Genomic DNA, 25,735 nt, shown 5'->3' with positions numbered 1-25,735 from the left:
GGTGGATGATGAAAAATTATTTGATGAGAAATTAAAAAAGAGAATAAAAGACGAGAATGTTATAGTACCGCCAGAGTTAAATGAAAAGATTAATAGTACACTTCATAATCTTCCGGTAAAAAAGAAAGGTTATAGAGTTTATATGATGGCTATAAGCGCTGCGGTTCTAACACTTTCAATTGTGTCTATGTCGGAGTTTTCTGATCAAATTTTTGCTCAAAATGGTGGAGTATTTGAATATGTAAAGAAAAAGGCGTTTTCTGATTATGAAAATGAAGAAGAAATAAAATTGAATGTAAATTATCCAGATAAAGAAAAGATTCATGAAAAGATGCTAGATTCCATTGATCATTTTAAAAATATTTCAGGACAATTTGAGGAATATTCTAGTTCGTCAAGAATTGCTACAACATACAAATATGCGATTGATACGGAGCAACAAAGAGGTATCTCTTCGAAAGAAGATAAGCTAACGAACAAACGAACAATTATATATAACGAGGGCAAGAAAAAAGAATTTGATGATGAGAAGTATACATATAAAGAGACAAAATGGAGCCCGAAAGAAAGGAACTATGAACTATTAAAATTAAATCCTACGGAAAGATTATTGAGAAAATCAGGTGAGAAAAAAAGATATGATGATGAATATGTGGGATTCTCTAAGTATAGTATTCAATCAGAATTTGCTGATCTATTAATTCGATATAAAGATTGGAATTATAAAGAAACGAAGTATCTGGGACTGGATTGCTACAAAATAGAAGGGACAATAAACATAGAAATGCCTGTAAGTACATCTGAAGATTTAAGAGGGAAATTTGAAATGGTTGTAGAGAAAAATACGGGGATTATGCTAAAGTTCCTTAGTTTCCACGAAGGTATGATTCAATATTCGATTACGACTGAATGGATACAAATAAACAAAGGGTTGAAAGAGAATGTATTTCAAAAGGATAGCGTTAATTATAAAAAATTGAAAAACATATTAGATGAATAGAAAACGGAGGGAATTATATGGAGAATAACTCTTCTTCAAGAGAAAAGAAAAATAAAAGAAAATATAAAAAGACAATGATAATAAGTGTCCTGTTAGTAGTATTACTATTTGGCGGAGTTGGGTATGGTACTTATGTATATATGAAAACTTCTAATCTCGTACAAAAGTCTAGTTTGAATTTAGCGCGTGGTGAAAAATCAAACTTACGTGAGAACGCCGTAAAACCAATTACAAATAATGTTTCACTTTTAATTATGGGAATTGATGAAAATCAAGAACGACAAAAGGAGTATAATGGTGCTTTTCATACAGATGCACTACTGTTAGCTACTTTTAATAAAGATGATAAGACAGTGAAATTAACGAGCATACCACGTGATACATATACATATGTTCCAGTTGAAAAGAAAAAAGATAAAATAACACATGCATATGGAAGTGGTTTCGTTAAAAATGGTAAAGATGGAGGACCGCAAGCTTCAGTGGAAGCGGTAGAAAAATTGTTACAAGTGCCTGTTGATTATTTTGTGAAGTTTAATTTTAATTCATTTACTAAAATTGTTGATGGATTAGATGGGATTGAAGTAAATGTCCCAGTTGAATTTACGGAGCAAAATAGTAAAGATGAACCTGGCGCAATCCATTTGAAAAAGGGAATACAAAAATTAACAGGGGAAGAAGCACTTGCACTGGCAAGGACGCGTCATATTGATAGTGATGCAATGAGAGGTCAGCGTCAACAACTTGTTATTGAAGCGATGTTAAGTAAATTAAAAAGTGTAGGCTCGATTACGAAGCTAGAAAAAATAGTTGAGGCGGTTGACGGCGATTTTAAAACAAACTTAGTAATGGATGATATTTTATCATTTTATAAATACGGTTTAAACGGTTCAGTTGAAAAAATACAATTAGCTGGTGATGATTTATATTTACCTAACGGTCCAAATGGGCAACGTGTATATTATTATAATCCTAATAAAAAAGATCTACAGAGTTTGAGTAATACGCTTAGAACGCATCTAGGATTAAGTGAAAAGCAGATTGAGGAGAATTAAAGCAGGCGAAATATCTGCTTTTTATTTTTGTAGAAAAGAGGTTTGTTACGATATACATTATTTATTAACAATAATTTACAAGTGTTTTATAGTGTAGGGAGATAAAGACTATTAAATCAATACATAGAATTCAATGAGATATAATGTTTCGAAAGAGTATGGAATTTTTATGAATATTACTGTAAAAAAATAATTTTTTAAAAATTTTCAATAATAACACTTTACAAAACTCGAAAAATTAGTAGAATAATAGTTAATAAGAATCTTCTGATAAATATATAAAGAAAAACAGAATTATCAGAAAACTCTTAAATGAGAGCGTTAAGAATTAGGGAGGGTACAGAAAGTGAAAAAGAAAAAAATGAAAAAACTAACAGCAGTTGTAGCACCAGTTTTAGCAATGAGTATGGCATTGACAGCATGTTCTACATCAGGTGGAGATAAGAAGACAAGCACAAATTCTAGCTCTGGCGGGGATAGCAAATCAGAAGGAAAATTAGCAGCGAAACAAGTGCTAAATCGAACAGAAACGAATGAGATTCCAACAATGGATACTTCGAAAAGTACAGATACTTTAGGTTCTCAAATGTTAGGGAACACAATGGAAGGTTTATACCGATTAGATAAAGAAAACAAACCAATCCCAGCTGCGGCAGAGTCAAGCACGAAGAGTGAGGATGGTAAAAAATATACATTTAAATTACGTAAAGATGCAAAATGGTCAAATGGTGATCCTGTAACAGCGAAAGATTTCGTATTTGCATGGCAACGTCTATTAGATCCAAAAACAGCTGCTGAGTATGCATTTATCGCATTCCCGATTAAAAATGCAGAAGCAATTAGCCAGGGGAAAGCAGAAGTTTCTACATTAGGTGTAAAAGCGGTTGATGATCTTACACTTGAAGTAGAATTAGAACAAGCGGTACCATACTTCTTAAACTTAGTAGCATTCCCGTCGTATTATCCACTAAATGAAAAGTTCGTCAAAGAAAAAGGGGATAAATACGGTTTAGAATCTGATACAACAGTTTATAACGGTCCATTCGTTCTTACTGATTGGAAACACGAACAAGGATGGAAACTAAAGAAGAATGATCAATATTGGGATAAAAAGACTGTGAAATTAGATGAGATTAACTTTAGTGTTGTAAAAGAGCCAGCAACTCGTGTGAATTTATACGATAGTGGGCAAATTGATTTCTCTTTATTGACTGGAGAATTTGTTGACAAATATAGAAATAATAAAGAGGAGTTTGGAACATATTCAGAACCAAGTACATTTTTCATACGTTTAAACCAAAAACGTGGTGGACAAGATACACCATTAAAGAGCCAAAAATTACGTGAAGCAATTGCTTTATCGATTGATAAAAAGAATTTAGCAAATGTTATTTTAAATGATGGATCGAAACCGGCTGATTACTTAGTACCTAAAGGGTTAGCAAACGGACCTGATGGGAAAGATTTCCAAGAAACATTTAAAAATGGTATTAAGCCAGATGCGAAAAAAGCAGCTGCTGCATGGGAAGCAGCGAAAAAAGAACTTGGAAAAGATCAAGTTACAATTGAGTTTTTAAACTATGATACTGGTAATGCGAAAAAAGTTGGGGAATATGTAAAAGATCAAATTGAGAAAAACTTAAAAGGTGTAACAGTAAATATTAAACTGCAGCCGTTTAAACAAAAACTAAAATTAGAATCGGAGCAAGATTATGATATTTCATATGGTGGATGGAGCCCAGATTATGCAGATCCAATGACATATTTAGATATGTTTGAATCTAATCACTCTCACAACCAAATGAGCTACTCTGATGCGAAATATGACGAAATGGTTAAAAAAGCTGGCGGAGAGTTAATGAGTGACGCGAAGAAACGTTGGGAAGAACTAGGAAAAGCTGAAAAATTATTACTTGAGCAAGATGTAGCACTTATACCATTATATCAAAATGCTAGATCTTATGTAATGAAACCGACTGTAAAAGGGGTTGTTAAACATAATATTAGTCCGGAGTACAGCTTTAAATGGGCTTATGTAACTGAATAATAAAAAAGCATTCCGAAAGTAGACTACTTTTGGAATGCTTTTTTATTATGAGATTAAATTGTAAACAAACCAATAAGCACAAGGGGAATAGTACTTATATAGTAAATAGGAAGAATTTGTATAGTGATGATAGTAAAAAAATACTTTTTACTATCACAAAAAAATAATTTTTAGAATATTTTAAAAATAACTTTACAAAATCTGAAAAGTTAGTAGAATATTAATTAATAAGAATTTTCTGATAACTAGTTATTAGAAAATCTATCAAAACTAGTTTCGTACATATAATTGGGGAGGGTACAAAAATGAAGAAAAAGATGAAAAAGTTCACGGCGGTTGTAGCGCCAGTTTTAGCGATGAGTATGGCGTTGACAGCGTGTTCTGGATCTGGTGGGGAGAAGAAATCAACTACGACGTCTAGTGGTGGTGGGGAAGAGAAAAAATCAGAAATTAAATACGCAGCGAAACAAGTGTTAAATCGTACAGAGAATCAAGAAATTCCGACGATGGATGTTTCAAAATCTACTGATACATTAGGTTCTCAAATTTTAGGGAACACAATGGAAGGTTTATATCGATTAGATAAAGATAATAAGCCAATCCCAGCTGCAGCAGAATCTAGTACGAAAAGCGAGGATGGCAAAAAATATACATTTAAATTACGTAAAGATGCAAAGTGGTCGAATGGTGACCCTGTAACGGCGAAAGATTTCGTATACGGATGGCAGCGCCTACTGGATAAAAATACAGCTGCGGAATATGCGTTTATTGCCTACTATATTAAAAATGCAGAAGCGATTAATAAAGGTGAAAAAGCTGCAACAGAATTAGGAGCAAAAGCGGTAGATGATTATACGCTAGAAGTAGAATTAGAAAAGCCAGTACCATATTTCTTGAATTTAATGGCATTTCCATCCTACTATCCTTTAAATGAAAAGTTCGTAAAAGAAAAAGGAGATAAATTCGGTTTAGAAGCAGATACAACGTTGTATAACGGACCGTTCGTTATGGCTTCATGGAAACATGAACAAGGATGGCAGCTAAAGAAAAATGATAAGTATTGGGATAATAAGACTGTAAAATTAGAAGAAATTAATTATAGTGTAGTAAAAGAAGTTGCGACGAAAGTAAACTTATATGATACAGGATCAATTGATTTTACATTACTATCTGGAGAATTCGTTGATAAATATAAATCAAACAAAGAGGAATACGGTGAGTATTCAGAAGCAAGTACATTCTTCTTACGTTTAAATCAAAAGCGTAACGGACAAGATACACCGTTAAAGAGCAAAAAACTTCGTGAAGCAATCGCATTATCAATTGATAAAAAAGGTTTAGCAAACGTTATTTTAAATAACGGTTCAAAAGCAACCGATCAATTAGTACCAAAAGGACTTGCGACAGGACCAGACGGTAAAGATTACCAAGATACATTTAAAAATGGTCTGAAATATGATCCGAAAAAAGGTGCAGCAGCTTGGGAAGCAGCGAAAAAAGAACTTGGAAAAGATCAAGTGACAATTGAATTACTAAGCTATGATGATGGAACTGCGAAAAAAATTGCTGACTACTTTAAAGACCAAATTGAGAAAAACTTAAAAGGTGTAACGGTTAACACGAAAATTCAGCCGTTCAAACAAAAACTAAAATTAGAGTCTGCACAAGATTATGAAGTTTCGTTTGCAGGTTGGAGCCCAGATTATTCGGATCCAATGACATTTATTGATATGTTTGAATCAAAGAGCCCGTATAACCAAATGAGTTATTCGAATCCAAAATACGATGAAATGGTAGCAAAAGCAGGGAATGAATTATTGTCTGATCCGAAGAAGCGTTGGGAAACGTTAGGAAAAGCAGAGAAATTATTCCTTGAAGAAGATGCAGGATTAGTTCCTTTATATCAAACTGGTAGAGCGTATGTAATGAAACCGAATGTAAAAGGAATTGTGAAACATAACATTAGTCCAGAATATAGCTTTAAGTGGGCTTATGTAACGGAAGGGAAATAATAAAAAAGAGCGTTTTAAAAGTAGATACATTACTTTTAAAACGCTCTTTTACTATTCAATTTAATTAAATAGAGAAGAATAAGAAAAGTGGTACTGACATATAGTAGATGGGGGAGAATTCGTATAGTAATAATAGTAAAATACATAGTTACTATAAAAATAAAATAATTGAAACTTCAAAAGTGAAGGTAATTAACAGAATGTTTATTGGTGAACAGGTACTAATCACTAAGTTAACTGAAAATCTCTCAAAGTTAGTTTCGTACATATAATAGGGGAGGGTACAAGAATGAAGAAAAAGATGAAAAAGTTCACGGCAGTTGTAGCGCCAGTTTTAGCAATGAGTATGGCTTTAACAGCATGCTCTTCTGGATCTGGTGGGGAGAAGAAACCGACTACAACGTCTAATAATGGTGGAGAAGAGAAGAAATCTGATATTAAATATGCGGCAAAGCAAGTGCTAAATCGTACAGAAACTAATGAAATTCCGACAATGGATACTTCAAAAAGTACAGATACGCTTGGTGCACAAATTTTAGGGAATACGATGGAAGGCTTATATCGCCTTGATAAAGATAATAAGCCAATCCCAGCTGTAGCAGAATCTAGCACGAAAAGCGAGGACGGTAAAAAATATACGTTTAAACTACGTAAAGATGCAAAGTGGTCAAATGGTGATCCAGTAACGGCGAAAGATTTCGTATTTGCATGGCAACGTCTAGTAGATCCAAAAACAGCTGCTGAGTATGCATTTATTGCTTACTATATTAAAAATGCAGAAACAATTAATCAAGGCAAAGCAGAAGTTTCTACGTTAGGTGTAAAAGCGGTAGATGATTATACGCTTGAAGTTGAACTAGAAAGACCAGTACCATATTTCTTGAATTTAATGGCATTTGCGTCATACTATCCATTAAATGAAAAATTCGTAAAAGAAAAAGGGAATAAATACGGTTTGGAATCTGATACAACAGTATATAACGGACCTTTTGTTCTTACTGATTGGAAGCATGAGCAAGGCTGGAAATTAAAGAAAAATGATCAGTACTGGGACAAAAAGACTGTAAAACTAGATGAAATCAACTTTAGTGTAGTAAAAGAACCAGCTACTAGAGTAAATTTATATGATACAGGTGCAATTGATTTCGCACTTTTATCAGGTGAATTTGTTGATAAGTATAGAAATAATAAAGAGGAGTTTGGCACATATTCGGAAACGAGTACATTTTATTTACGTCTAAACCAAAAACGTGGTGGGCAAGATACACCATTAAAGAGCAAAAAATTACGTGAAGCAATTGCATTATCAATTGATAAGAAAGCTTTAACGAATGTCATTTTAAATGATGGTTCAAAACCAGTGGATTACTTAGTACCGAAAGGTTTAGCTAGTGGACCAGACGGTAAAGATTTCGCAGAAACGTTTAAGAATGGTTTAAAACAAGATTCCAAAAAGGCAGCGGCAGCTTGGGAAGCAGCGAAAAAAGAACTTGGAAAAGATCAAGTAACAATTGAACTGTTAAATTATGATACTGGTAATGCGAAAAAAGTTGGGGAGTATGTAAAAGATCAAGTTGAAAAGAATCTAAAAGGCGTGACAGTAAATATTAAACTGCAACCATTTAAGCAAAAACTAAAATTAGAATCAGACCAAGATTATGATTTTTCATATGGTGGCTGGAATCCAGATTATGCGGATCCAATGACGTATCTTGATATGTTTGAAACGACAAATTCTCAGAACCAGATGAGCTACTCAAATTCAAAATATGATGGCGTTATTACTAAAAGTAAGACAGAATGGATGGCTGATGCAAAAAAACGCTGGACAGAGTTAGGAAAGGCTGAGAAAGTGTTACTTGAAGAAGATGTAGCACTCGTACCTTTATATCAAAATGCTAGATCATATGTAATGAAACCAAATATAAAGGGAATTGTGAAACATAACATTAGTCCAGAATATAGTTTCAAATGGGCGTATGTAGAAGAGAAATAATAAAGGGAAACCTTAATCTGGCTGCCTGGTGAATAGTGAGATAAAAAGAAAAAGCATTTTCAAGTTGCGGTATTAGAGCACTTGAAAATGCTTTTTCTATGCACTTTTATTCCTTCTTCGAATATATAAAATAAAAAAGGGAGAATCCCATGAAACGAAATACTTACATCGATTTCCTAGCTTATTACGGAATAGGAAGTGCTCATCCTGGTGGTTTTACGTTAACAAAACAGTTGTTAGCACAATTGCCTTTTAAATATGGTGCAAATGTCCTTGAAATCGGCTGCGGTACAGGGAAAACAGCGGCGTACATGACAAAAGAGTATGGTTATAAAGTAACGGCGGTTGAAAAGAATGAGATTATGATTCAAAAGGCGAAAGATAGATGGTCGTTTGAAGGAATAGACATTCAATTAATTGAAGGGAATGTAGAGCAATTACCTTGCTTATATGACTCATTTGAGTTCGTACTCGGAGAATCGATACTCGCTTTTACAGAGAAAGAGAGGGTTATCTCGGAGTGCTATCGTGTATTACAGAAGGATGGCAAGCTTGTTGTCATTGAAATGATTATTGATAGGCACATTGAGAAGAATGAGGAAGAAAAAATTGCCCGATTATACGGGATGAAAGAACTATTAACTGAGAATGAATGGGTACAATTATTTCAGAAAGCAAATTTTAAAAGAATTACAATTGCTGGCGGCGGTACAATTGCAGAAACGATCTCTGGCTATATAGAAGAGCCAGAATGGAATGTATCACAATTTGTCCCGAATGAGTTATATGAGGCATGGGTACAGCATGAAAATGTACGACTTATGTACCAACATATTTTAGGTCATCGTATTTTTATATGTGAAAAATAAAGAAAGAGAGTTGACTAAAGATAGTCAACTCTTTATTATATTAAATGAAAAATAATGCAGCTAATGTAATTCCGAAGATGAAACCAAATCCGAGTTCGACGCCCCAGCCACAACCGCCGCCTCCCCAGCCGCCGCAACTACCACAACCACGACCGCCACATCCACAGCCGCTGAATCCACCACCACAACCAAATCCGCAACTATCACATCTGCTAATGCCACCACAAAGGTCACAGCCACCGTTTGCATATGCGTCATAGTATCCAAATCCTGTATCAAAAGATGAGCGCTGTTGCACTGGTTCAATCCATACAGAGCTTTTTGTCAGATCAATTATTTTGCCTAAATGAATACGACCATCACGATCTTCAATTCGAACGACTTTACCGAAATAACGTTGGCACGTATCGTAACATTTTTGTCTATGCATATTCTTTCCTCCTTCCCCATTACAGTAATACGATATGTAATGGGGACAAGTGCGGCTTGTACGAATGTCCTATCTATCATAATTGTTATAGAAAGGGGAAATATAGGAGAAGGATATATAAGGAGGAAAAAGTAATGAAATCTACAGATCAGTTTCAGATATACGAAGTACCGTGGGAAGAGTTTATTGAAGCTTTGCGAGAGGAAATGAAGAAGCAAGTTGGGGCAGATATTATTGATACAGTAGTTTGCAATTTAGAAGATGGTTTTGAAGTGTATACATATGTGCAGGGGGATTTGGATTTTGAATATAAGGAAGCGCTGGAAAGGAAATACGGGAGCGATGCAAAAACTCCTAATGTGTTAACGATTATGTTATTAGCTAGCATTTATAGTACAAGTGAAGAGAATTTACGCTTACATGCGGATAATAAAGATAATCCGATTGTTGAAGTGTATGTGAAGCAATGAAACACGCTGTGAAAGGCGTGTTTTTTATTTGTATGATAAAATGTTAGAAAATTAAGAAAGAAGGTGACGATTTGGAAATTAAACATCTTAATTTAACAGTTTCAGATGTAGTAGCTGCTAGAGAGTTTTTAGAAAAATATTTTGGTTTAACTTGTAGCGGAACAAGGGGAAATGGTTTTGCAGTTTTGCGTGATAATGATGGGTTTATATTAACGTTAATGAAAGGGAAAGACGTACATTATCCGCAAACATTTCATGTAGGGTTTCCTCAAGAAAGTGAAGAACAAGTAAATAAGATAAATCAAAGGTTGAAGGGAGCTGGATTTTTGGTTGAGGCTCCTAAGCATGCACATGCGTATACGTTTTATGTGGAAGCACCTGGTGGATTTACAATTGAAGTGATGTGTTAATTCAAAATCAAACTTTTTGATGTTTGTTTTCAATGTGAAAAGTAGGAAAAGTCTGTTTTAAGTGTAGAGCTTAAACAGGCTTTTTTACTTATATTATCGGATAGAAAACGCTAGAAGGAATCATATTCAGTATATATAACTGTTTACATAATAAAGTTATGATGAGCTAGTTGTCCTAAAATACAAGTCATATATCTTGTATCCTCTCATAAATTTAAACATAGGAATTTGTCTACAAAGGTGGCGAAGCCTCATCATGAAAATTCGAATTTGTGCCACATTCATGTTGTTTCTATTTATATGGTTACATCCTTTTTGGACTTTTGCAAAAGGAGAGGAGGCAAAGGAAAGGGTCGTTTCACTTGTATATGATGATTCGGGCAGCATGAGAAATAACGATCGCTGGAAATATGCCAATTATGCTTTGCAAAGTTTAGTTGCGCTATTAGATGAAAAAGATAAATTCTCTTATGTTCCAATGAGCAAGCCGAATGATCCATTAAACATTTCGTTAACGAAGGATAAGAGACAAACAGAAATTGAGGGAATTGGAGCATGGAAAACGTATTTAAATACCCCGTTTAGCGCAGTAGAAACGGCGATGCAATCTATAAAAAAGGAAGCAGATATAGATGGAAAACGTGAATTTTGGCTTATTGTCTTAACTGACGGGGCATTTAATGATTTAGAGAAAGATAAGGTTGGCGGAAAAGAACAAATTACACAGAAGTTAGCACAGTTTAAGAAAGAAATGGATACAAAAAAGATATCGCTACATCCAATTTTAATTACGATGGAAGAGGATTTAGGACAGCAAGAAAAGGCACAACTAAATACGTTTAAAGAAATATGGAAGAAAGAGATAAACGGAGTTACGATGCCATCTAGTGGAGAGGATGGTATTGTAAAAAGCGTCAATCAAGTGGCAGCATTAGTTGCAAATCGTGATCCGTTCTCTTCTGTTGAATCGATTGTAAAAACGAAAGTAGTAGGGAAGAAAGTAGAGATTACAACACCATTTCCGTTAAAGCGCATGACGCTTGTACGACAATCACCTTCTTTGTCTAATTATCAGGTCACACAAATTTCTAAACCGTTACAATTACAATCTTCCTATTCCATACATGCACCAGGAGAAGCGAAATTATTCGGAAATATAGTTCATATAAGTACGGAAAATCAGGAAGTTATTAAACCAGGAACGTATACGATAGAAGTGGATCGAGATATTGAGAAAGAAGGACTACAAGTACTAGTTGAACCGGCGCTTAACTATACTGTTTCTACTTATGACAAAGACGATAGTAGTCAAAAAAATGTGGGGAAAATGTACGAAGGTGTTACTGCTGTTATTGAAGCGAAGCCTACGGAATTACCAATTCAGTCTTCATATTTTCAGGCAGAAGTAGAAATAGACGGAAAACAGTACCCGATGAAGTGGGACGATAAAAAACATGTATTTTACTACGAAATGAAGGTTGATAAAGGATTAGTGCGCGGGAAAGTTCATATGAACATAAAGGGATTTTACAGACAGACGAAAGAATTTAAAATCGAAGTAACGGAAAAACCAAAATTATCACTGCAAACGATAACGAAAGATTATGAAGAAAAAGTAACGAATTTAGAGAATAGTAAACCGTTTATTATACAACCACAGTTAGATGGTAAGCCGATGACAGAAGAAGCTGTAAAGAAACTATTAAAATCTACTGGTGTCACATCTAAACAATCAATCAACTATGAAATAAAACAACAGGATAATCAAATTTATATTTATCCTCGCCCTCATTACTCCGATACATTCAATTTTACAGATACTGGCACCGTAGATGCTACCATCACTATACAAGATTCAAAATTACAAGAAGTAAAGAAAAATATATCACTTCATATTCAAAATGCACCGTTTTATGAAAAATATGCGCTTATTTTTAAGTTTGTTATTCCTATCACTTTATTACTGTTAGTAGTAGGAATAATCGTTTTAGGATGGATTATCCGTCCAAGATTTCACCGAAAAGCACTATTGTATTACGAATGGGATCAAGAGGTAGCGAAAGATTGGTTATATCAATCTGAACCAGAATTACTTAAAAATAAATGGTGGAAACACTATTTTGGCATTCCATTCCGAGCAGAAAGAAAGACTGTGCAATCCGTTACGTTTATAGCGAAGAAAGGATCAAAATCGATATTTGTAGCGAAAGAGTCACAAGTAGTAGGAATGATTATTGATGGAATGTTTATAACAGAGGAAGAGGTTGGAATGGAACATAAGACGCTATATCCAAATGAACTTTTAGTAATTGATAGAGGGTATGGTAAAGAAATTTACAAATATGAGTGTGAATAGTAGGTATGGAAAAGGAGGGAGTCTCATCTTTCTCCCCCTCTTTTCAAACAAGCAAGAATAGGAAGGTGGTTCACATGACGTTACAAGTTCCAACGATATTAATTGGTTTAGGTGGAATCGGTAGTACTGTGACACATCAAATATATGAAAGGCTACCTGAGGAGCGCCGAAAAAAGGTAGCAATGCACGTATTTGATACAGATGTGAATACATTGAGTAAATTTGATCATATTCGAAAGTTTAAGACGCAAACGAGTTCTAGTAAAACGCCAAGAGAGTATATTGCGGGAGATCCAACGATTCCAGAGTGGTTTCCGATGGACCCGACTATACTTGATAAACCACTGACAGAAGGGGCAGGACAGTTACGTGTCATTTCCCGTTTAGCGTTACTTGCTGCGATGAAAGAAGATAAATTGACATCCTTTTGGCAAGAAATCGAGAAAATTTTTCCGGTTACAAGCGATCAAACGGAATATGGAGTGCGTGTCATTATCGTAACATCACTAGCGGGCGGAACAGGTTCAGGGATGTTTCTACAAATTGCATTATATTTACGTGAAATGCTTCGGAAAAAACTGCAGCATCACAACATTTTAATTCGTGGTGCGTTTTTAATGCCGGACGTTTTAGTTAAGACGAGAACGGTTAGTGCGAAAGAGTTTGAAACGGTGCAAGCAAACGGCTATGCTTCGTTAAAAGAATTACATGCCATTACACTCGGTTCTACTGGAGAATTATCCAAACGTGGTGGTGTTACAATTGAATTAGAATATCGACCTGATCAAGTAGATGAAGAAGGAAGAACGAATCATACGATTAAACAACATCATTTACCGTACAATTATTGTTTCTTATACGATTACGAAAATCTACATGGACACCATCTGCACAATTTATCAGATTATATGGAGCAAATGGTAAATACGATTTATTTACAGTTATTTAGTCCGATGTCTGCCAATCATTTTGCACAGGAAGATAATCAAATTCAACAATTAGCAGAATCAAGCGGGAAAGGGCGATATTGTGGGGCAGGAACGGCCAAGATTATTTATCCGTATGAGCACGTGTTAAAATATTGTGCTTTAAAATGGGCTGTGCAAGGTTTAGATGAATCGTGGCTGCATTTAGATCAATTGTTTCAAGAGAAGAAGCAAAGATATGATCAAGATGTAAAACGTGGGATGCAACGTGAAAAGCCAGAGCGTGGGAAAAGTTATTTAGAAGACTTAGAACATCTTGCTACTCGTCCAGAACAGGCCCATATTTTCTATAGACAAATGTACAATGAAACGCGTGAAGGAGCAGAGGGCGGTAAAGTTGGTGTGGCGAAATCTAAACTGTTTTTAGAGGCTGTAGAAAGCTATGTACAGCGTACGGTGCAAAAAGATGAGGAATTAAACCGTCTGCAGCACGAGTGTAAAATTTCGGCTGCGAAACTGAAAATGATGGAGCAAATGAAAGGTGAAGTAGCAAGGGTGGATCATGCGATTCGTTTATATGCGTATGCGATTCCGAGCCGTGTACATGAGCATGTAACGACACTATTGTATGACATGATTGAATCAGACCGTTTTTCACCAAGTGGTTCTGAAGGGCAGTCCTATCAATTAAATACATGGTTTTTAAAGAAAACAGATCCTGTGCATCCAGTATCAGCTCGTTTTATGTTGTATGAAATTCGAAAGCAGTTAGTCGAGAAAATGAATCGACTACATGAAAATAATGAGCAAAAGCGTAATTTAATTCAAAACTACGATAAGAAATTTAATGTGAGTAATATTGATGGAACGGTAACAGCTGTTCGCCGAGTAGAAATCGCGCAGCAACAAGGCTGGTTTGGAAAAGTGATGAATAATCAGCAGCGTTTGTTTAAAAAAGAATTTGAAGATATTGTAACGCAGTACGTACACAAATTAAACGAGTATCGTAAAGAAATGCTATTAGAACTCGTTTATCAATCACTTTATCAAGCAGTTAATAAAATGATTCAATATTGGGAAAGGTTTTTTGATAATTTACATGAAACGCGTGAAAATTTATTGTTTGAAATTCAAAAACGAAGCAAGGAATTTGAAGGGAAAACAAACCCAACGAATGTATACGTATTAGCTGAAGAGAAGTTGCAAGAAAAGATATGGCTAGATATGCAGCAACATTTGAATTTAGGTGTATTACCGAAAGATATATCTGCGGAAATTTATATGAGTTTATACGGGGAATATTGCCGGGATGCGAAAACAGAAGAGATTCAATCGAAAAAGGTAGAAGACTTTTATCGTGAGCACATACTAAGTTATTGCTATGATGAATTACAAATCCGCTATCGTGATAAATTAGAGCTGAATATCGTTGAGGCATTACGAAAAGAAGCGGATTATAAGAAGCGTGATCGTGATGAATACGTTCGTGAAAAAATTGAAGACTTGTTTCATTTAGCAAGTCCATTCGTTCCGAAAGTTTCCCACCATAGGGAATTACAATATTGGGGTATACATCCATCCTTAAAGAAAGAACTGCAAGAAGAATTAATTCAAGAAATGTTTAAAGAAAAAGATACAGTACATGAAGCTTTTTCGCCATTTGAAGTCATTTGTTATCGTGCGCATTATGGTTTATCATTGCAAGACTTTCCTAAGCTTTCCTCAGGGCATATTGCAAATGGATTTATGAATGATAAAGGTGATTATTTTCAGTCATACTATCGCCGTGTGAACAAGTTGAATAGTAAAAAATCTAGTTTAACGCCGCATTTAGATAAGTATTGGCACTTACCAGCATTCATGCCAGACTTAAATGCAACGCAAACGAAATTGGATTACGATAAATGTAATCGAGCTCTTCTATACGCGTATATGTATCGCTGGATTAGTTTAGTTGCTGTTGATGGTCAGTTCGTGTATCAATATAACGGCGTTGGACGTAGCTTCTTAATTCAGTCGATGGGAAAAAATATTTCAAATGAAAGTTACAAATTACACAGAGCATTGCTTCATAATCCGTTTATTTATGAAAACATATTGTCCAGATTTGAAGAAGAACAAGAAAAAGCTATGATACAGGGCGGACATTTATATACACATCCGTTCGTATTAGGTGCTCAAGATATTAGATGGCTTCGTAAAGAGCATGTCCATAATATTTTAGATATGATTTTAATGTATGACCGTGAGGCGAAATATGATCCAACGTTAGAAGAAACTTCTGATGAATTATTAAGATTATTCCTTGATGAAATTGAATTGTATTTCCAAAACTATTACGGTACAGGTGCCGATATGGTTGCAAAGAAAGAGAAAGAAATGTTTATTAAACAATTGTGGGATCGTTCGTACGCGAAAGGTTATGTAGATCCAAATAGTGCTCCTTATAAAAAGTGGCAAAATTTATTAAGCGTTCATGATGAAGAGGAAACGCCAAAAACGAATGTATAATGAATGAAAAGGGAATCCTTAAAAGTGGCAATACAACTTTAGAAAAGAGGGATTCCGATGCCGTTTTTAGGAAGTGTATATCAAATATTTGGATTGTATCCAGAAATTTATTATGGAATGATTTCAGCTGAGCTACAAGAAAAGGCTCAGAAGGAACATCTTGAAAATAACAGTGCAGAAGCTGAAGTAGAAGAATAAAAAAAGTGCAGATGAAAATCTGCACTTTTTATTTGCTTTAAATGGTTCCATATCCTTAACTGGATTGTTATTTGAAGATAACAGTTCAGTTAAGGATACGATGATGTTTCTTAAATTTCATATAATGAAAAATGTATAAAAATCAATATAAAAAAATGAGTATAAATATAAAGATGAGAAGGAACAATGTTTTCAAGAAAATAATTATGTTTAAAAATAACATTTGATACATAATTAACCGTTATTGTTTAATTAATTTTATTGTTGACAATATAATTAATTGTATGATAAATTCAATCAGCATTCTTAGTGATGTGTTGCTGAATTAATTGTTTTACAATTTACTACAGTTTAAAAAGATTGATTTTTCAGTCTTTTATCAAATTATTAAGTTTATGGAGAGTGAATTATGTATATTTTTATTTTTTAAACAGAACAGTAATAAAGATTGCAATAAGTAAGAGATAAACTTGAAAAAGAGGTTTCAATGAATGAGTCTTTTAATAAAGAAAACAATGGATGAAGAAAAGAAAAAAGTATTGAATCAAACTTTAGGTGCAATTGACTTAACTCTTTTAGGGATTGGAGCAATTATTGGTACAGGGATTTTCGTATTAACAGGTATTGTAGCAGCGAAACATGCTGGCCCAGCGATTGTATTATCGTTTATATTAGCGGCGATTGTATGTGCGTGTGTAGCTTTCTGTTATGCTGAATTTGCTTCTACAGTTCCAGTTTCGGGAAGTGTATATTCATATACATATATGACACTAGGTGAGATTTTTGCATTTATAGTCGGTTGGTGCGTTATGTTGGAGTACTTATTAGCGACTTCTGCGGTAGCTGCAGGATGGTCAGCGTATTTTCAGTCATTGTTACTAGGGTTTAATATTCACATCCCTACGATCTTTGCTTCGGCACCTGGTATGGGAAAGGGTGGAATTATTGATTTACCAGCAGTTCTTATTATTTTAGTTGTTACATTTTTATTAAGTCGTGGTGCAAAAGAAAGTGCACGAATAAATAATATAATGGTTATTATTAAACTGGCTGTTATTGTAGGGTTTATTGTTGTAGGGACACAATATGTAAAACCAGAGAACTGGCAACCATTTCTACCTTTTGGTTTTCATGGTGTAGTAGGAGGTGCTGCTACTGTATTTTTTGCTTTTTTAGGATTTGATGCAGTTGCAACAGCTGCAGAGGAAGTGAAGCGTCCACAACGTAATGTGCCAATTGGGCTACTGGTTTCATTGTTCATTTGTACCATTCTATACGTAGGTGTTTCATTTGTATTAACTGGAATGGTTCCGTTTACGGAGTTGAATGTCGCTGATCCAGTTGCATATGCATTGCGTATTGTGGGAGAAGATAGAATTGCTGGATTGTTATCGGTGGGGGCGATAGCGGGGCTAACGACAGTTCTATTAGTAGCTATGTTTGCATTTGTTCGTGTATCTTATTCGATGAGTCGAGATGGGTTGTTACCAAAAAGACTTTCAAGTGTACATAAACGTTTACAAACCCCATTTTTTAATACGTGGGTTACAGGTATTATTGCAGCTTTATTAGCAGGATTAGTGGATTTGAATTTATTAGCTAATTTAGTGAATATGGGAACGATAACAGCATTTGTTTTTGTATCTATAGCTGTTATTGTATTAAGAAAGACACATCCTAATATGAAAAGGTCATTCCGTGCGCCGCTAGTACCTTTTTTACCAATCGTTTCAATAGTAAGTTGTATATATTTAGCTTTGAACCTCTCTCAGCTTACGTTAATTAGTTTTGTAGCATGGGTAATAATAGGTGTATTTATATATTTTGTATATGCTAAAAAACACAGTAATGTTAGAAATGGAAATAGAGTATAGTCCATTGAAATAATAATTGTAATGTAAATGAAAACACGCTACTTATAAGAACAGGTAGCGTGTTTTTATTATTTAATAATCCCATTCTCTAAAATTTTAATAGTAGGTGCTACTTTCACATTAGCCTTTGAAAAGGCACTCGGCCAATCGTCTTCAACCGTTTTCCACTCTTTATATTGAAACGCTCTCGCATAATCACCAAATCCGAATGGATCAAGTTGCTGTTTTTGAATTTTGTGGATTAAATCGTTTAAATCTTTGTTTAGTTGTTTTGTAATAAGTGAAGTTAATTTTTTTCTATCTTTATCTATATCCATGTTGAATGTAAGTTCAGATACGGAAACTTTAAAATCCATTGCAATATTAAATTTAAAGTGGTTATCGTTATAGCCTGTATGGATATCACGATTGATGCTAAGAACATTTATTGTTACGAAATCGTCGCCGACGGTATCTTTTAGATGACTATTACTTTCAACTGAATGAGAAGGGATTTTCAGGGTAAGTGAAACGGGTATATTCGCTTTCTTTTGCAACATAAGAAGAAGGGCACTTTCATATCGATTTAAAGACATTTTATAGATTCCACGAGAAGTTAATAGTGCAGAGCCGGTAACAATCACATCTTTTTTCCCTTTTTTTATTTCTGAGATAGCAGGTGTTATACCTTTATTAAAAGTTTGCCTATGAAATTCATGGAATGTCGTAAACACGGTTCGATTGTATAGTTTGTTCGTATTAATTAAATCTGTTAAATATTCAGGAAGTGCAGGCTTATCTTTAAAGTTATTATATATAACTGAAGAAATTGGACCGTCTACTGCAACCATACGCATATTTCCTGTGTTTTTAGGGTCTCGATACCAAACATCAAGGTAAGGCATAGCTCCTTCTTGTTTTAAAAATTTCGTGCTAAATAAAATGAGCTGTAATTTTTCTGTAGACACTAAGCCACTACTTGAACTATTAAACGTGGCTTTTGCTTCTCGAGGCGTACGTACTTTCGCTTCATGAGTTTCGTACTTTTTCTCTACATCCTCATTAAAAATAGGGTTTACGTGGTACACAATTAATTTTCCTTTTGCTTTTGCGTCAAAACCGTAAATTAATGAAATCGATTGTTTTTCTAAGTCGAGCCGATCTCCACAACCTGTTAAAAAGATTATGAGAAAGCAAAATATAGTGAAATGAATAAAGCGTCTCATTTAAATTTTTCTCCTTTTCCAATGCTGATAAAGTGTCATGTATAAGAGAAAGAAGACTGGGAATAGAAAAACGATAAAATAACTTGCAGTTCCCCAAAAATCCCGCAAGGCACTTATTTGATAAGAAGAAGGGATATAAAAGAATAAAACGAAAACACACCCGAATAACAATAACCAAATAGGTAATGAACTCCCTTTTTTGTTAAGTAATTGATTGATTCCATCTGAGGCAGTAAAAATATAAGGAATGCAAGAATCAAAAATAATGAAGAGATAAAATGACAAAAAGATAATTTCAAATCGTTCCAGAAATGAAAAGTGGAATGGTGTAACGAGAGAAAGGGTAGGCCATAAAAACTTAGTTATACCATCTGGGCTAAAATAAAGGAAAGAAACGAATGTAACTTGCAGGTAAACGAATAAAGTAATCATATTTGCAATAACGATTCCTTTTTTTGCAGATGATTTATTACTGAGATAAGGATAAAGGACGAATGCAAACTCAAATCCGAGAAAGGCAATAATAGTTGATTTTACTGTGTTAAAAACTGGTATCCATCCCTCTTTAAGTAGAGGAAGAAGATAGACCCAATGCCCATCTTTAAGTGGGATAAATAATAGTAATGGCATCCAGAGTGTAAATAAGACAGTAAAAACAGCATAGCGACTAATAATAAGAACACCTTTACATGCGAGCATAACCATTGGAATAGATAGTAACATCATAATTAAAAACATCGGAGATCTAGGTAAAATCCAAATGTGAATAACGTATAAGAGGGAAAAAATTAATGAAACAGCTGCAAGAACAGCATATAAAATCCAAAAAATCATTCCTACTCTTCCTAGCCACTTCCCAAGATAACGAGTTAGCACATCAAGTAAATTATAACCGGGATGTTTTTCCATAATTTTTACAATGCATAGACTGACTAAAGTAGTGATAGCGCATCCTATAATAATAGACATCCATCCATCTGTATTCGCCCCTTGTGCTACTTCGCGTGGCAGTGTAAGTACACCGAATCCTACCTGAACACCACTAATCGTTAAAATGTATTGAAATAAACTAATCTCCCTCTTTGCACGCTTTGTCACTTATCTTCCTCCTTTTCTTCTATATCTGGTTGTCGATTTTCTTGTTTTAAGTTAAGGGATAGTGGTCGTTTCTTCATTAGTTTCCATGGTAAACGTACAAGAATGTCTTTTAAATCCGAAACAAATGACGGAGAAAAAGGACTACCGTAAGGAACACCAAGTGATTCCATAGAAAGAATATGGATGATGATAACTGCCATCCCAACCATAATTCCAATGACCCCAAATAAAGAAGCGATTATCATCATTGGAAATCGAAGAATTCGAACTCCTGCTGACATTTCCAGGTTGGGGATGATAAAAGAAGCGACTGCGGTAATCGATACGACGATAACCATAACATTACTTACTATTCCTGCTTGAACTGCAGCTTGTCCAATGACGATCCCTCCTACGACGCCAATCGTTTGTCCAACGGGACCAGGAAGCCGAACTGCAGCTTCGCGGAGCATTTCAAGTACTAATTCCATCAAAAGTGCTTCTAATATAGGAGGAAAAGGAATTTTAGCTCGAGATTCTCCAATTGTTAACAATAATTTAAGAGGAATCACTTCATAATGAAAGGAAATCATAGCAATATAAAGAGCTGGTGCAAATATTGCAATAAATAATCCGGTGAAACGAAGTAATCGAATGAAAGATGGAATCATTGGCCTAAAGCTGTAATCATCTATCGTCTGAAAAAAAGATGAAAAGGTCATAGGTCCAATTAATACGCCGGGTGAGCGGTCTACAACAACAGCAATTCGTCCATCCAAAATGTGATGGGCCGTTGTATCAGGGCGTTCGGTTATTGATAATTGCGGAAAGAGAGTATAGGAATTATCTTCAACAAACCCTTCTAATTCTCCGGTAGTAATAATGGCATCCACTTTGATTGATTCGATGCGGCATGCCATTTCTTGTACGACATCTTCGTTTGCAACGTCTGCTAAGTACAGCAAAAAAACCTTTGAAGTAGCGCGTTCACCAATAGTGAATTCCTTCACTTTTAATTCGCGATTTGGAATATATCGACGAATAAGTGCAAGACTGTCGCTCGCTACCTCATTAAATCCTTCGTGTGAGCTTTTTATGGCAGTTTCTGTTGTAGGTTCTTCAATACTCCTTTTTGGCGCCGATTGCGTATCTAGTTCTAACGCTGTAAGTTGTCCATTAATAAATAAAATACTTTTACCATGTAAAAGGGACTGTTCAATATCTGACCATTGCTGAACTTTTTTTACATTTCCGATTGTAACTGAAGATTCCCAAAAATCGTCCTCATTCCACTCTTTAAATAGGAGGGGGCGAAGAATATCAATGTTAATAACAGTTTTATCTACAAGTCCTTCCATATATATGAGAGCGGCTTCTTTTCCGTTTTTTAACGGGAAAGTGCGTGTAATTAATTCTGGAATACCGCTAAAAAGTTTGGACAAGTGCTTTAGATTAAGGGAAAGAGAGGAAGAGATAGATTTATTTAATAGGTGATCAGCTTGTTCTTGTGCAAAGAAAGATTTTTCACCACGTATCCATTTATTAAAAGACCCCATTTGTTCGCTTGCTCCTTGTTATGTTTTATATGGGTTATTATGGATAGTTCCGTGCTGACATATGCGTAGTTTAAATTTTATATTGTATATTTTTAGCTTTAACGCTATAATTATAGTGTTAAAGATGGAATCGTGATATGATCTGTTATGAATCTATCATTTTATTTATGAATAAATGGATTGGTATTTTAGCAAGATGTGCTAATAAACTACTCCACCATGATAATAACGTGCCGAAATGTGGTGCGTATATTTTCGTGGTGGAGTTTTTTTATTCTCAAAAAGGGGGAAAGACCATGAATAACAACATGGTTCATATTACAATTGACGGAAAAAAGTATACAGCGGAGCCTGGTTCAACGATATTGGGTGTTATTAATGAGAACGGGATTGAACATCCGCAAATTTGTTACGTGCCAGAAGTAGATCCTATTCAAACATGTGACACTTGTATTGTAGAGGTTGACGGAAAGTTAGTGCGCTCTTGTTCGGCAGTAGTGACAGAAGGTATGAACATTGAACGTAATTCTGCTCATGCGAAAGAAGCACAAACAGAGGCGATGGATCGTTTACTAGAAAATCATTTATTATACTGTACAGTATGTGACAACAACAATGGGAACTGTAAACTGCATAATACAGCAGAATTAATGGAGATTGAACATCAAAAATATCCTTATGAACCAAAAGTAGATGCAAGTGAAGTTGATATGACGCATCCGTTTTATCGCTATGATCCTAATCAATGTATTGCATGCGGTCAATGTGTTGAGGTGTGTCAAAACTTACAAGTAAATGAAACGTTATCAATAGACTGGGAAGCGGAACGCCCACGAGTTATTTGGGATGAAGGAGTAAATATTAATGATTCTTCATGCGTGAGCTGTGGTCAATGTGTAACCATTTGCCCTTGTAATGCTTTAATGGAGAAAACGATGCTCGGTGAAGCTGGATTTATGACGGGATTAAAACCAGACATTCTTGAACCGATGGTAGATTTAATTAAAGAAGTTGAGCCTGGATATAGCGGCATTTTTGCGGTATCAGAAGTGGAAGCGGCCATGCGTGATACTCGTACGAAGAAAACGAAAACAGTTTGTACATTTTGTGGTGTAGGTTGTTCATTTGAAGTGTGGACGAAAGGGCGTAAAATTCTTAAAGTACAGCCTTCTTCTGATGCGCCAGTTAACGCAATTTCTACTTGTGTAAAAGGAAAATTCGGTTGGGATTTCGTAAATTCTAAAGAAAGAATTACAAAACCTTTAATTCGTAAAAATGGAACGTTTGTTGAATCTACATGGGAAGAAGCACTAAATGTAGTTGCCAGTAAATTAGGATCTATTAAAGAAGAATACGGTAAAGATGCTGTCGGCTTTATTTCTTCATCTAAAATTACGAATGAAGACAATTATGTAATTCAGAAGTTAGCTCGACAAGTATTTGAAACGAATAATATTGATAACTGCTCACGTTATTGTCAATCGCCAGCGACAGACGGATTATTCCGTACAATTGGTATGGGCGGAGATGCTGGAACGATTAAAGATATTGCAAAATCCGGTCTTGTTATTATTGTAGGTTGTAATCCGACAGAAGGTCATCCTGTTTTAGCTACACGTATTAAACGTGCGCATAAATTACACGGACAAAAATTAATTGTGGCTGATCTTCGTAAAACAGAAATGGCAGAGCGTTCAGACGTCTTTATTAGTCCAAAACAAGGAACAGATCAAGTATGGTTAATGGCTGTTACGAAATATATGATTGACCAAGGCTGGCACGATCAACGATTTATTGATGAGAATGTAAACTTCTTTGAAGATTTCAAAGAGAGTCTGAAAGAATATACACTTGAATATGCAGAAGAAATGACTGGTATTTCAAAAGAAATACTTATTCAAATGGCTGAAATGATTCATGATGCAGATGGTACATGTATTCTTTGGGGTATGGGAGTAACGCAAAATACAGGTGGATCGGATACTTCCGCTGCGATTTCAAACTTACTGCTTGCAACAGGTAATTATCGTCGTCCAGGTGCTGGTGCATATCCACTTCGAGGTCATAATAACGTACAAGGTGCTTGTGATATGGGTACTTTACCAGGATGGCTTCCTGGATATCAGCACGTTACTAACGATATGGAACGTGCGAAATTTGAAATGGCTTACGGAGTGAAAATTAATAGTGAACCAGGTCTTAATAATATTGAAATGCTTCACGCAATTGATGAAGGGAAAATGAAAGCTATGTATCTTGTCGGAGAGGATATGGCTCTTGTAGACTCTAATGCGAACCACGTACATGAAGTGTTATCAAGCCTTGATTTCTTCGTTGTGCAAGACGTTTTCTTATCTAAAACTGCTCAATATGCAGATGTTGTATTACCGGCAGCACCGTCTCTTGAGAAAGAAGGTACTTTCACAAATACAGAGCGTCGTGTACAAAGATTGTATCAAGTTCTTCCTACGCTTGGGGATGCGAAGCCAGATTGGTGGATTGTGCAGGAGATTGCGAATAAACTAGGAGCAAACTGGAATTATAGCCATCCAAGTGAAATTTTTGCTGAAATGGCAAGTTTATCACCACTATTCTCACAAGCAAATTATGAAGTACTTGAAGGATGGAATAGTTTCCATTGGGGAAGTTTTGATGGAACGAATACACCATTACTTTTCCAAGATGGATTTAACTTCCCAGATAAAAAAGCTCGTTTTGCGATTGCTGACTGGGTACGTCCAGCTGAATTCCCAGCGGAGTTCGATCTTCACATTAATAACGGTCGTATGCTTGAGCATTTCCATGAAGGGAATATGACAAATAAATCAACAGGTATTCAAACGAAAGTACCTGGTGTGTTTGTTGAAGTTTCTCCAGCACTTGCAAAAGAACGTGGAGTGAAAACAGGTTCATTAGTTCGTCTTGTTTCTCCTTTTGGAGCATTAAAATTACGTGCACTTGTAACAGAACGTGTAAAAGCGAATGAGTTATATTTACCGATGAACTCTACAGATAATGAAACAGCAATTAATTTCTTAACAGGTCCTGCTGTGGACGTACGTACGAATACACCTGCTTATAAACAAACGAAAGTGCGTATGGAAGTGCTAGAAGTTGATGGCGCAAATCCGATGCCAAAAGCGAACCCGCGTAATAAAAAACGTCATCCTCAAGCTGGTATTGAGGTAAATCGTAAGTGGGCACGTCCAGGGTATGTGCATTTAACGGATAAGTAGGAGGAGAAAAATATGGCTGCACCTATAAAAATGATTCAAAAACAAGAATTAACTGAGGAAGAAATAAAACAGCAAAAATTAGATGATTTAAAAGAGCTCCTAGCTAATAATGAAGAAGCTTTAAAGCAAATGTTTAATATTGTTGGGGAATTAAATGACATCGGAATGCTAGAAGCTGCAAATTCTATGCTAAAGGCGAAAGAACCAATCGCAAAGATTGTTCTTGGCCAAGTGACTCGTGAGCCTGTTACAAATTTAATTAATAATATGATGGGTGCTGCGGGTGCTTTAACAGAACTTGATCCGGGGCTTACGAAAAAGCTTATAGGTAGCTTATTAGTAGGACTAGAAGAAGGTAATGAACATCTAGAGAGTAACAAAAAAGTAGGGGTATTCGATCTTATGAAAGTATTGAAAGACCCAGACATTAACCGTGCTATCGGGTTTGGACTTCATTTCTTAAAAGGTATGGGGAAAGGGTTAAAAGACGAATAAACTTCATGAAGT

18 protein-coding genes are annotated in these 25,735 nt (G+C 35.2%); 14 read left to right on the top strand and 4 right to left on the bottom strand.

Features of this window, described 5'->3' with window-relative positions; translation table 11 throughout:
* The first annotated feature begins 1 nt into the window (after position 1).
* The 6 genes from MKX31_RS15525 (at position 2) to MKX31_RS15500 (ending at position 8,979) form a co-directional block, all read left to right on the top strand.
* The gene (locus tag MKX31_RS15525; RefSeq protein WP_064476966.1) at positions 2 to 1,000 is read left to right on the top strand and encodes a hypothetical protein; all 999 of its coding nucleotides are present in this window, start codon (positions 2 to 4) and stop codon (positions 998 to 1,000) included.
* A gap of 17 nt (positions 1,001 to 1,017) precedes the next feature.
* The gene (locus MKX31_RS15520) at positions 1,018 to 2,055 is read left to right on the top strand and encodes an LCP family protein (RefSeq protein ID WP_064476965.1); all 1,038 of its coding nucleotides are present in this window, start codon (positions 1,018 to 1,020) and stop codon (positions 2,053 to 2,055) included.
* 346 nt (positions 2,056 to 2,401) lie between these two features.
* Complete coding sequence (locus MKX31_RS15515; protein WP_142315370.1) at positions 2,402 to 4,102, top strand: peptide ABC transporter substrate-binding protein; 1,701 nt, start codon at positions 2,402 to 2,404, stop codon at positions 4,100 to 4,102.
* Positions 4,103 to 4,407: 305 nt separating this feature from the next.
* Complete coding sequence (locus tag MKX31_RS15510; RefSeq protein ID WP_064476963.1) at positions 4,408 to 6,114, top strand: peptide ABC transporter substrate-binding protein; 1,707 nt, start codon at positions 4,408 to 4,410, stop codon at positions 6,112 to 6,114.
* 289 nt (positions 6,115 to 6,403) lie between these two features.
* On the top strand, positions 6,404 to 8,110 hold the full coding sequence (locus MKX31_RS15505) for a peptide ABC transporter substrate-binding protein (protein ID WP_340981145.1): 1,707 nt from the start codon (positions 6,404 to 6,406) through the stop codon (positions 8,108 to 8,110).
* Between the two features lie 149 nt (positions 8,111 to 8,259).
* The gene (locus MKX31_RS15500) at positions 8,260 to 8,979 is read left to right on the top strand and encodes a class I SAM-dependent methyltransferase (protein ID WP_064476961.1); all 720 of its coding nucleotides are present in this window, start codon (positions 8,260 to 8,262) and stop codon (positions 8,977 to 8,979) included.
* Between the two features lie 40 nt (positions 8,980 to 9,019).
* Here MKX31_RS15500 and MKX31_RS15495 read toward each other — a convergent pair whose 3' ends face one another.
* Positions 9,020 to 9,409, bottom strand: a complete 390-nt coding sequence (locus MKX31_RS15495) for a hypothetical protein (protein WP_064476960.1) — start codon at positions 9,407 to 9,409, stop codon at positions 9,020 to 9,022.
* Positions 9,410 to 9,543: 134 nt separating this feature from the next.
* On the opposite strand from MKX31_RS15495, the gene MKX31_RS15490 reads away from it, so the two are divergent.
* From MKX31_RS15490 to MKX31_RS15465, 6 genes are all read left to right on the top strand, one after another.
* A complete protein-coding gene (locus MKX31_RS15490; RefSeq protein WP_064476959.1) occupies positions 9,544 to 9,879 on the top strand; it encodes a hypothetical protein in 336 nt (111 codons plus the stop codon).
* A gap of 71 nt (positions 9,880 to 9,950) precedes the next feature.
* A complete protein-coding gene (locus MKX31_RS15485) occupies positions 9,951 to 10,289 on the top strand; it encodes a VOC family protein (RefSeq protein WP_340981140.1) in 339 nt (112 codons plus the stop codon).
* Positions 10,290 to 10,545: 256 nt separating this feature from the next.
* Positions 10,546 to 12,645 (top strand): vWA domain-containing protein, encoded by a 2,100-nt coding sequence (locus tag MKX31_RS15480; protein ID WP_064476958.1) that lies wholly within the window; start codon positions 10,546 to 10,548, stop codon positions 12,643 to 12,645.
* 74 nt (positions 12,646 to 12,719) lie between these two features.
* Positions 12,720 to 16,082, top strand: a complete 3,363-nt coding sequence (locus MKX31_RS15475; RefSeq protein ID WP_340981137.1) for a tubulin-like doman-containing protein — start codon at positions 12,720 to 12,722, stop codon at positions 16,080 to 16,082.
* Positions 16,083 to 16,139: 57 nt separating this feature from the next.
* The gene (locus tag MKX31_RS15470) at positions 16,140 to 16,280 is read left to right on the top strand and encodes a hypothetical protein (protein WP_001116184.1); all 141 of its coding nucleotides are present in this window, start codon (positions 16,140 to 16,142) and stop codon (positions 16,278 to 16,280) included.
* Between the two features lie 491 nt (positions 16,281 to 16,771).
* Positions 16,772 to 18,154 (top strand): amino acid permease, encoded by a 1,383-nt coding sequence (locus MKX31_RS15465; protein ID WP_340981133.1) that lies wholly within the window; start codon positions 16,772 to 16,774, stop codon positions 18,152 to 18,154.
* Between the two features lie 68 nt (positions 18,155 to 18,222).
* Here the strand turns inward: MKX31_RS15465 and gerSC are convergent, their stop codons facing one another.
* From gerSC to MKX31_RS15450, 3 genes are read right to left on the bottom strand one after another with little or no spacing between them, the layout of a single operon-like run.
* Positions 18,223 to 19,359: a spore germination protein GerSC gene (gene gerSC, locus MKX31_RS15460; RefSeq protein WP_340981131.1), complete on the bottom strand. Its 1,137-nt coding sequence runs from the start codon at positions 19,357 to 19,359 to the stop codon at positions 18,223 to 18,225.
* Positions 19,360 to 20,457: an endospore germination permease gene (locus MKX31_RS15455; RefSeq protein ID WP_340981128.1), complete on the bottom strand. Its 1,098-nt coding sequence runs from the start codon at positions 20,455 to 20,457 to the stop codon at positions 19,360 to 19,362.
* Positions 20,454 to 21,992, bottom strand: a complete 1,539-nt coding sequence (locus MKX31_RS15450; RefSeq protein WP_340981126.1) for a spore germination protein — start codon at positions 21,990 to 21,992, stop codon at positions 20,454 to 20,456. Before MKX31_RS15450 ends, MKX31_RS15455 begins: the two co-directional genes overlap by 4 nt.
* Positions 21,993 to 22,288: 296 nt before the next feature.
* Between MKX31_RS15450 and fdhF the strand changes: the two genes are divergently transcribed.
* Complete coding sequence (gene fdhF / locus MKX31_RS15445) at positions 22,289 to 25,228, top strand: formate dehydrogenase subunit alpha (RefSeq protein ID WP_340981124.1); 2,940 nt, start codon at positions 22,289 to 22,291, stop codon at positions 25,226 to 25,228.
* Between the two features lie 12 nt (positions 25,229 to 25,240).
* The gene (locus MKX31_RS15440; protein ID WP_064476952.1) at positions 25,241 to 25,723 is read left to right on the top strand and encodes a DUF1641 domain-containing protein; all 483 of its coding nucleotides are present in this window, start codon (positions 25,241 to 25,243) and stop codon (positions 25,721 to 25,723) included.
* The last annotated feature ends 12 nt before the right edge of the window (positions 25,724 to 25,735 follow it).

The organism is Bacillus sp. FSL M8-0063, assembly GCF_038005545.1.
GTDB classification, from domain to species: domain Bacteria; phylum Bacillota; class Bacilli; order Bacillales; family Bacillaceae_G; genus Bacillus_A; species Bacillus_A wiedmannii.
The sequence above is the reverse complement of the archived record's forward strand: the minus strand, read 5'-3'. Positions and strand labels throughout refer to the sequence as shown.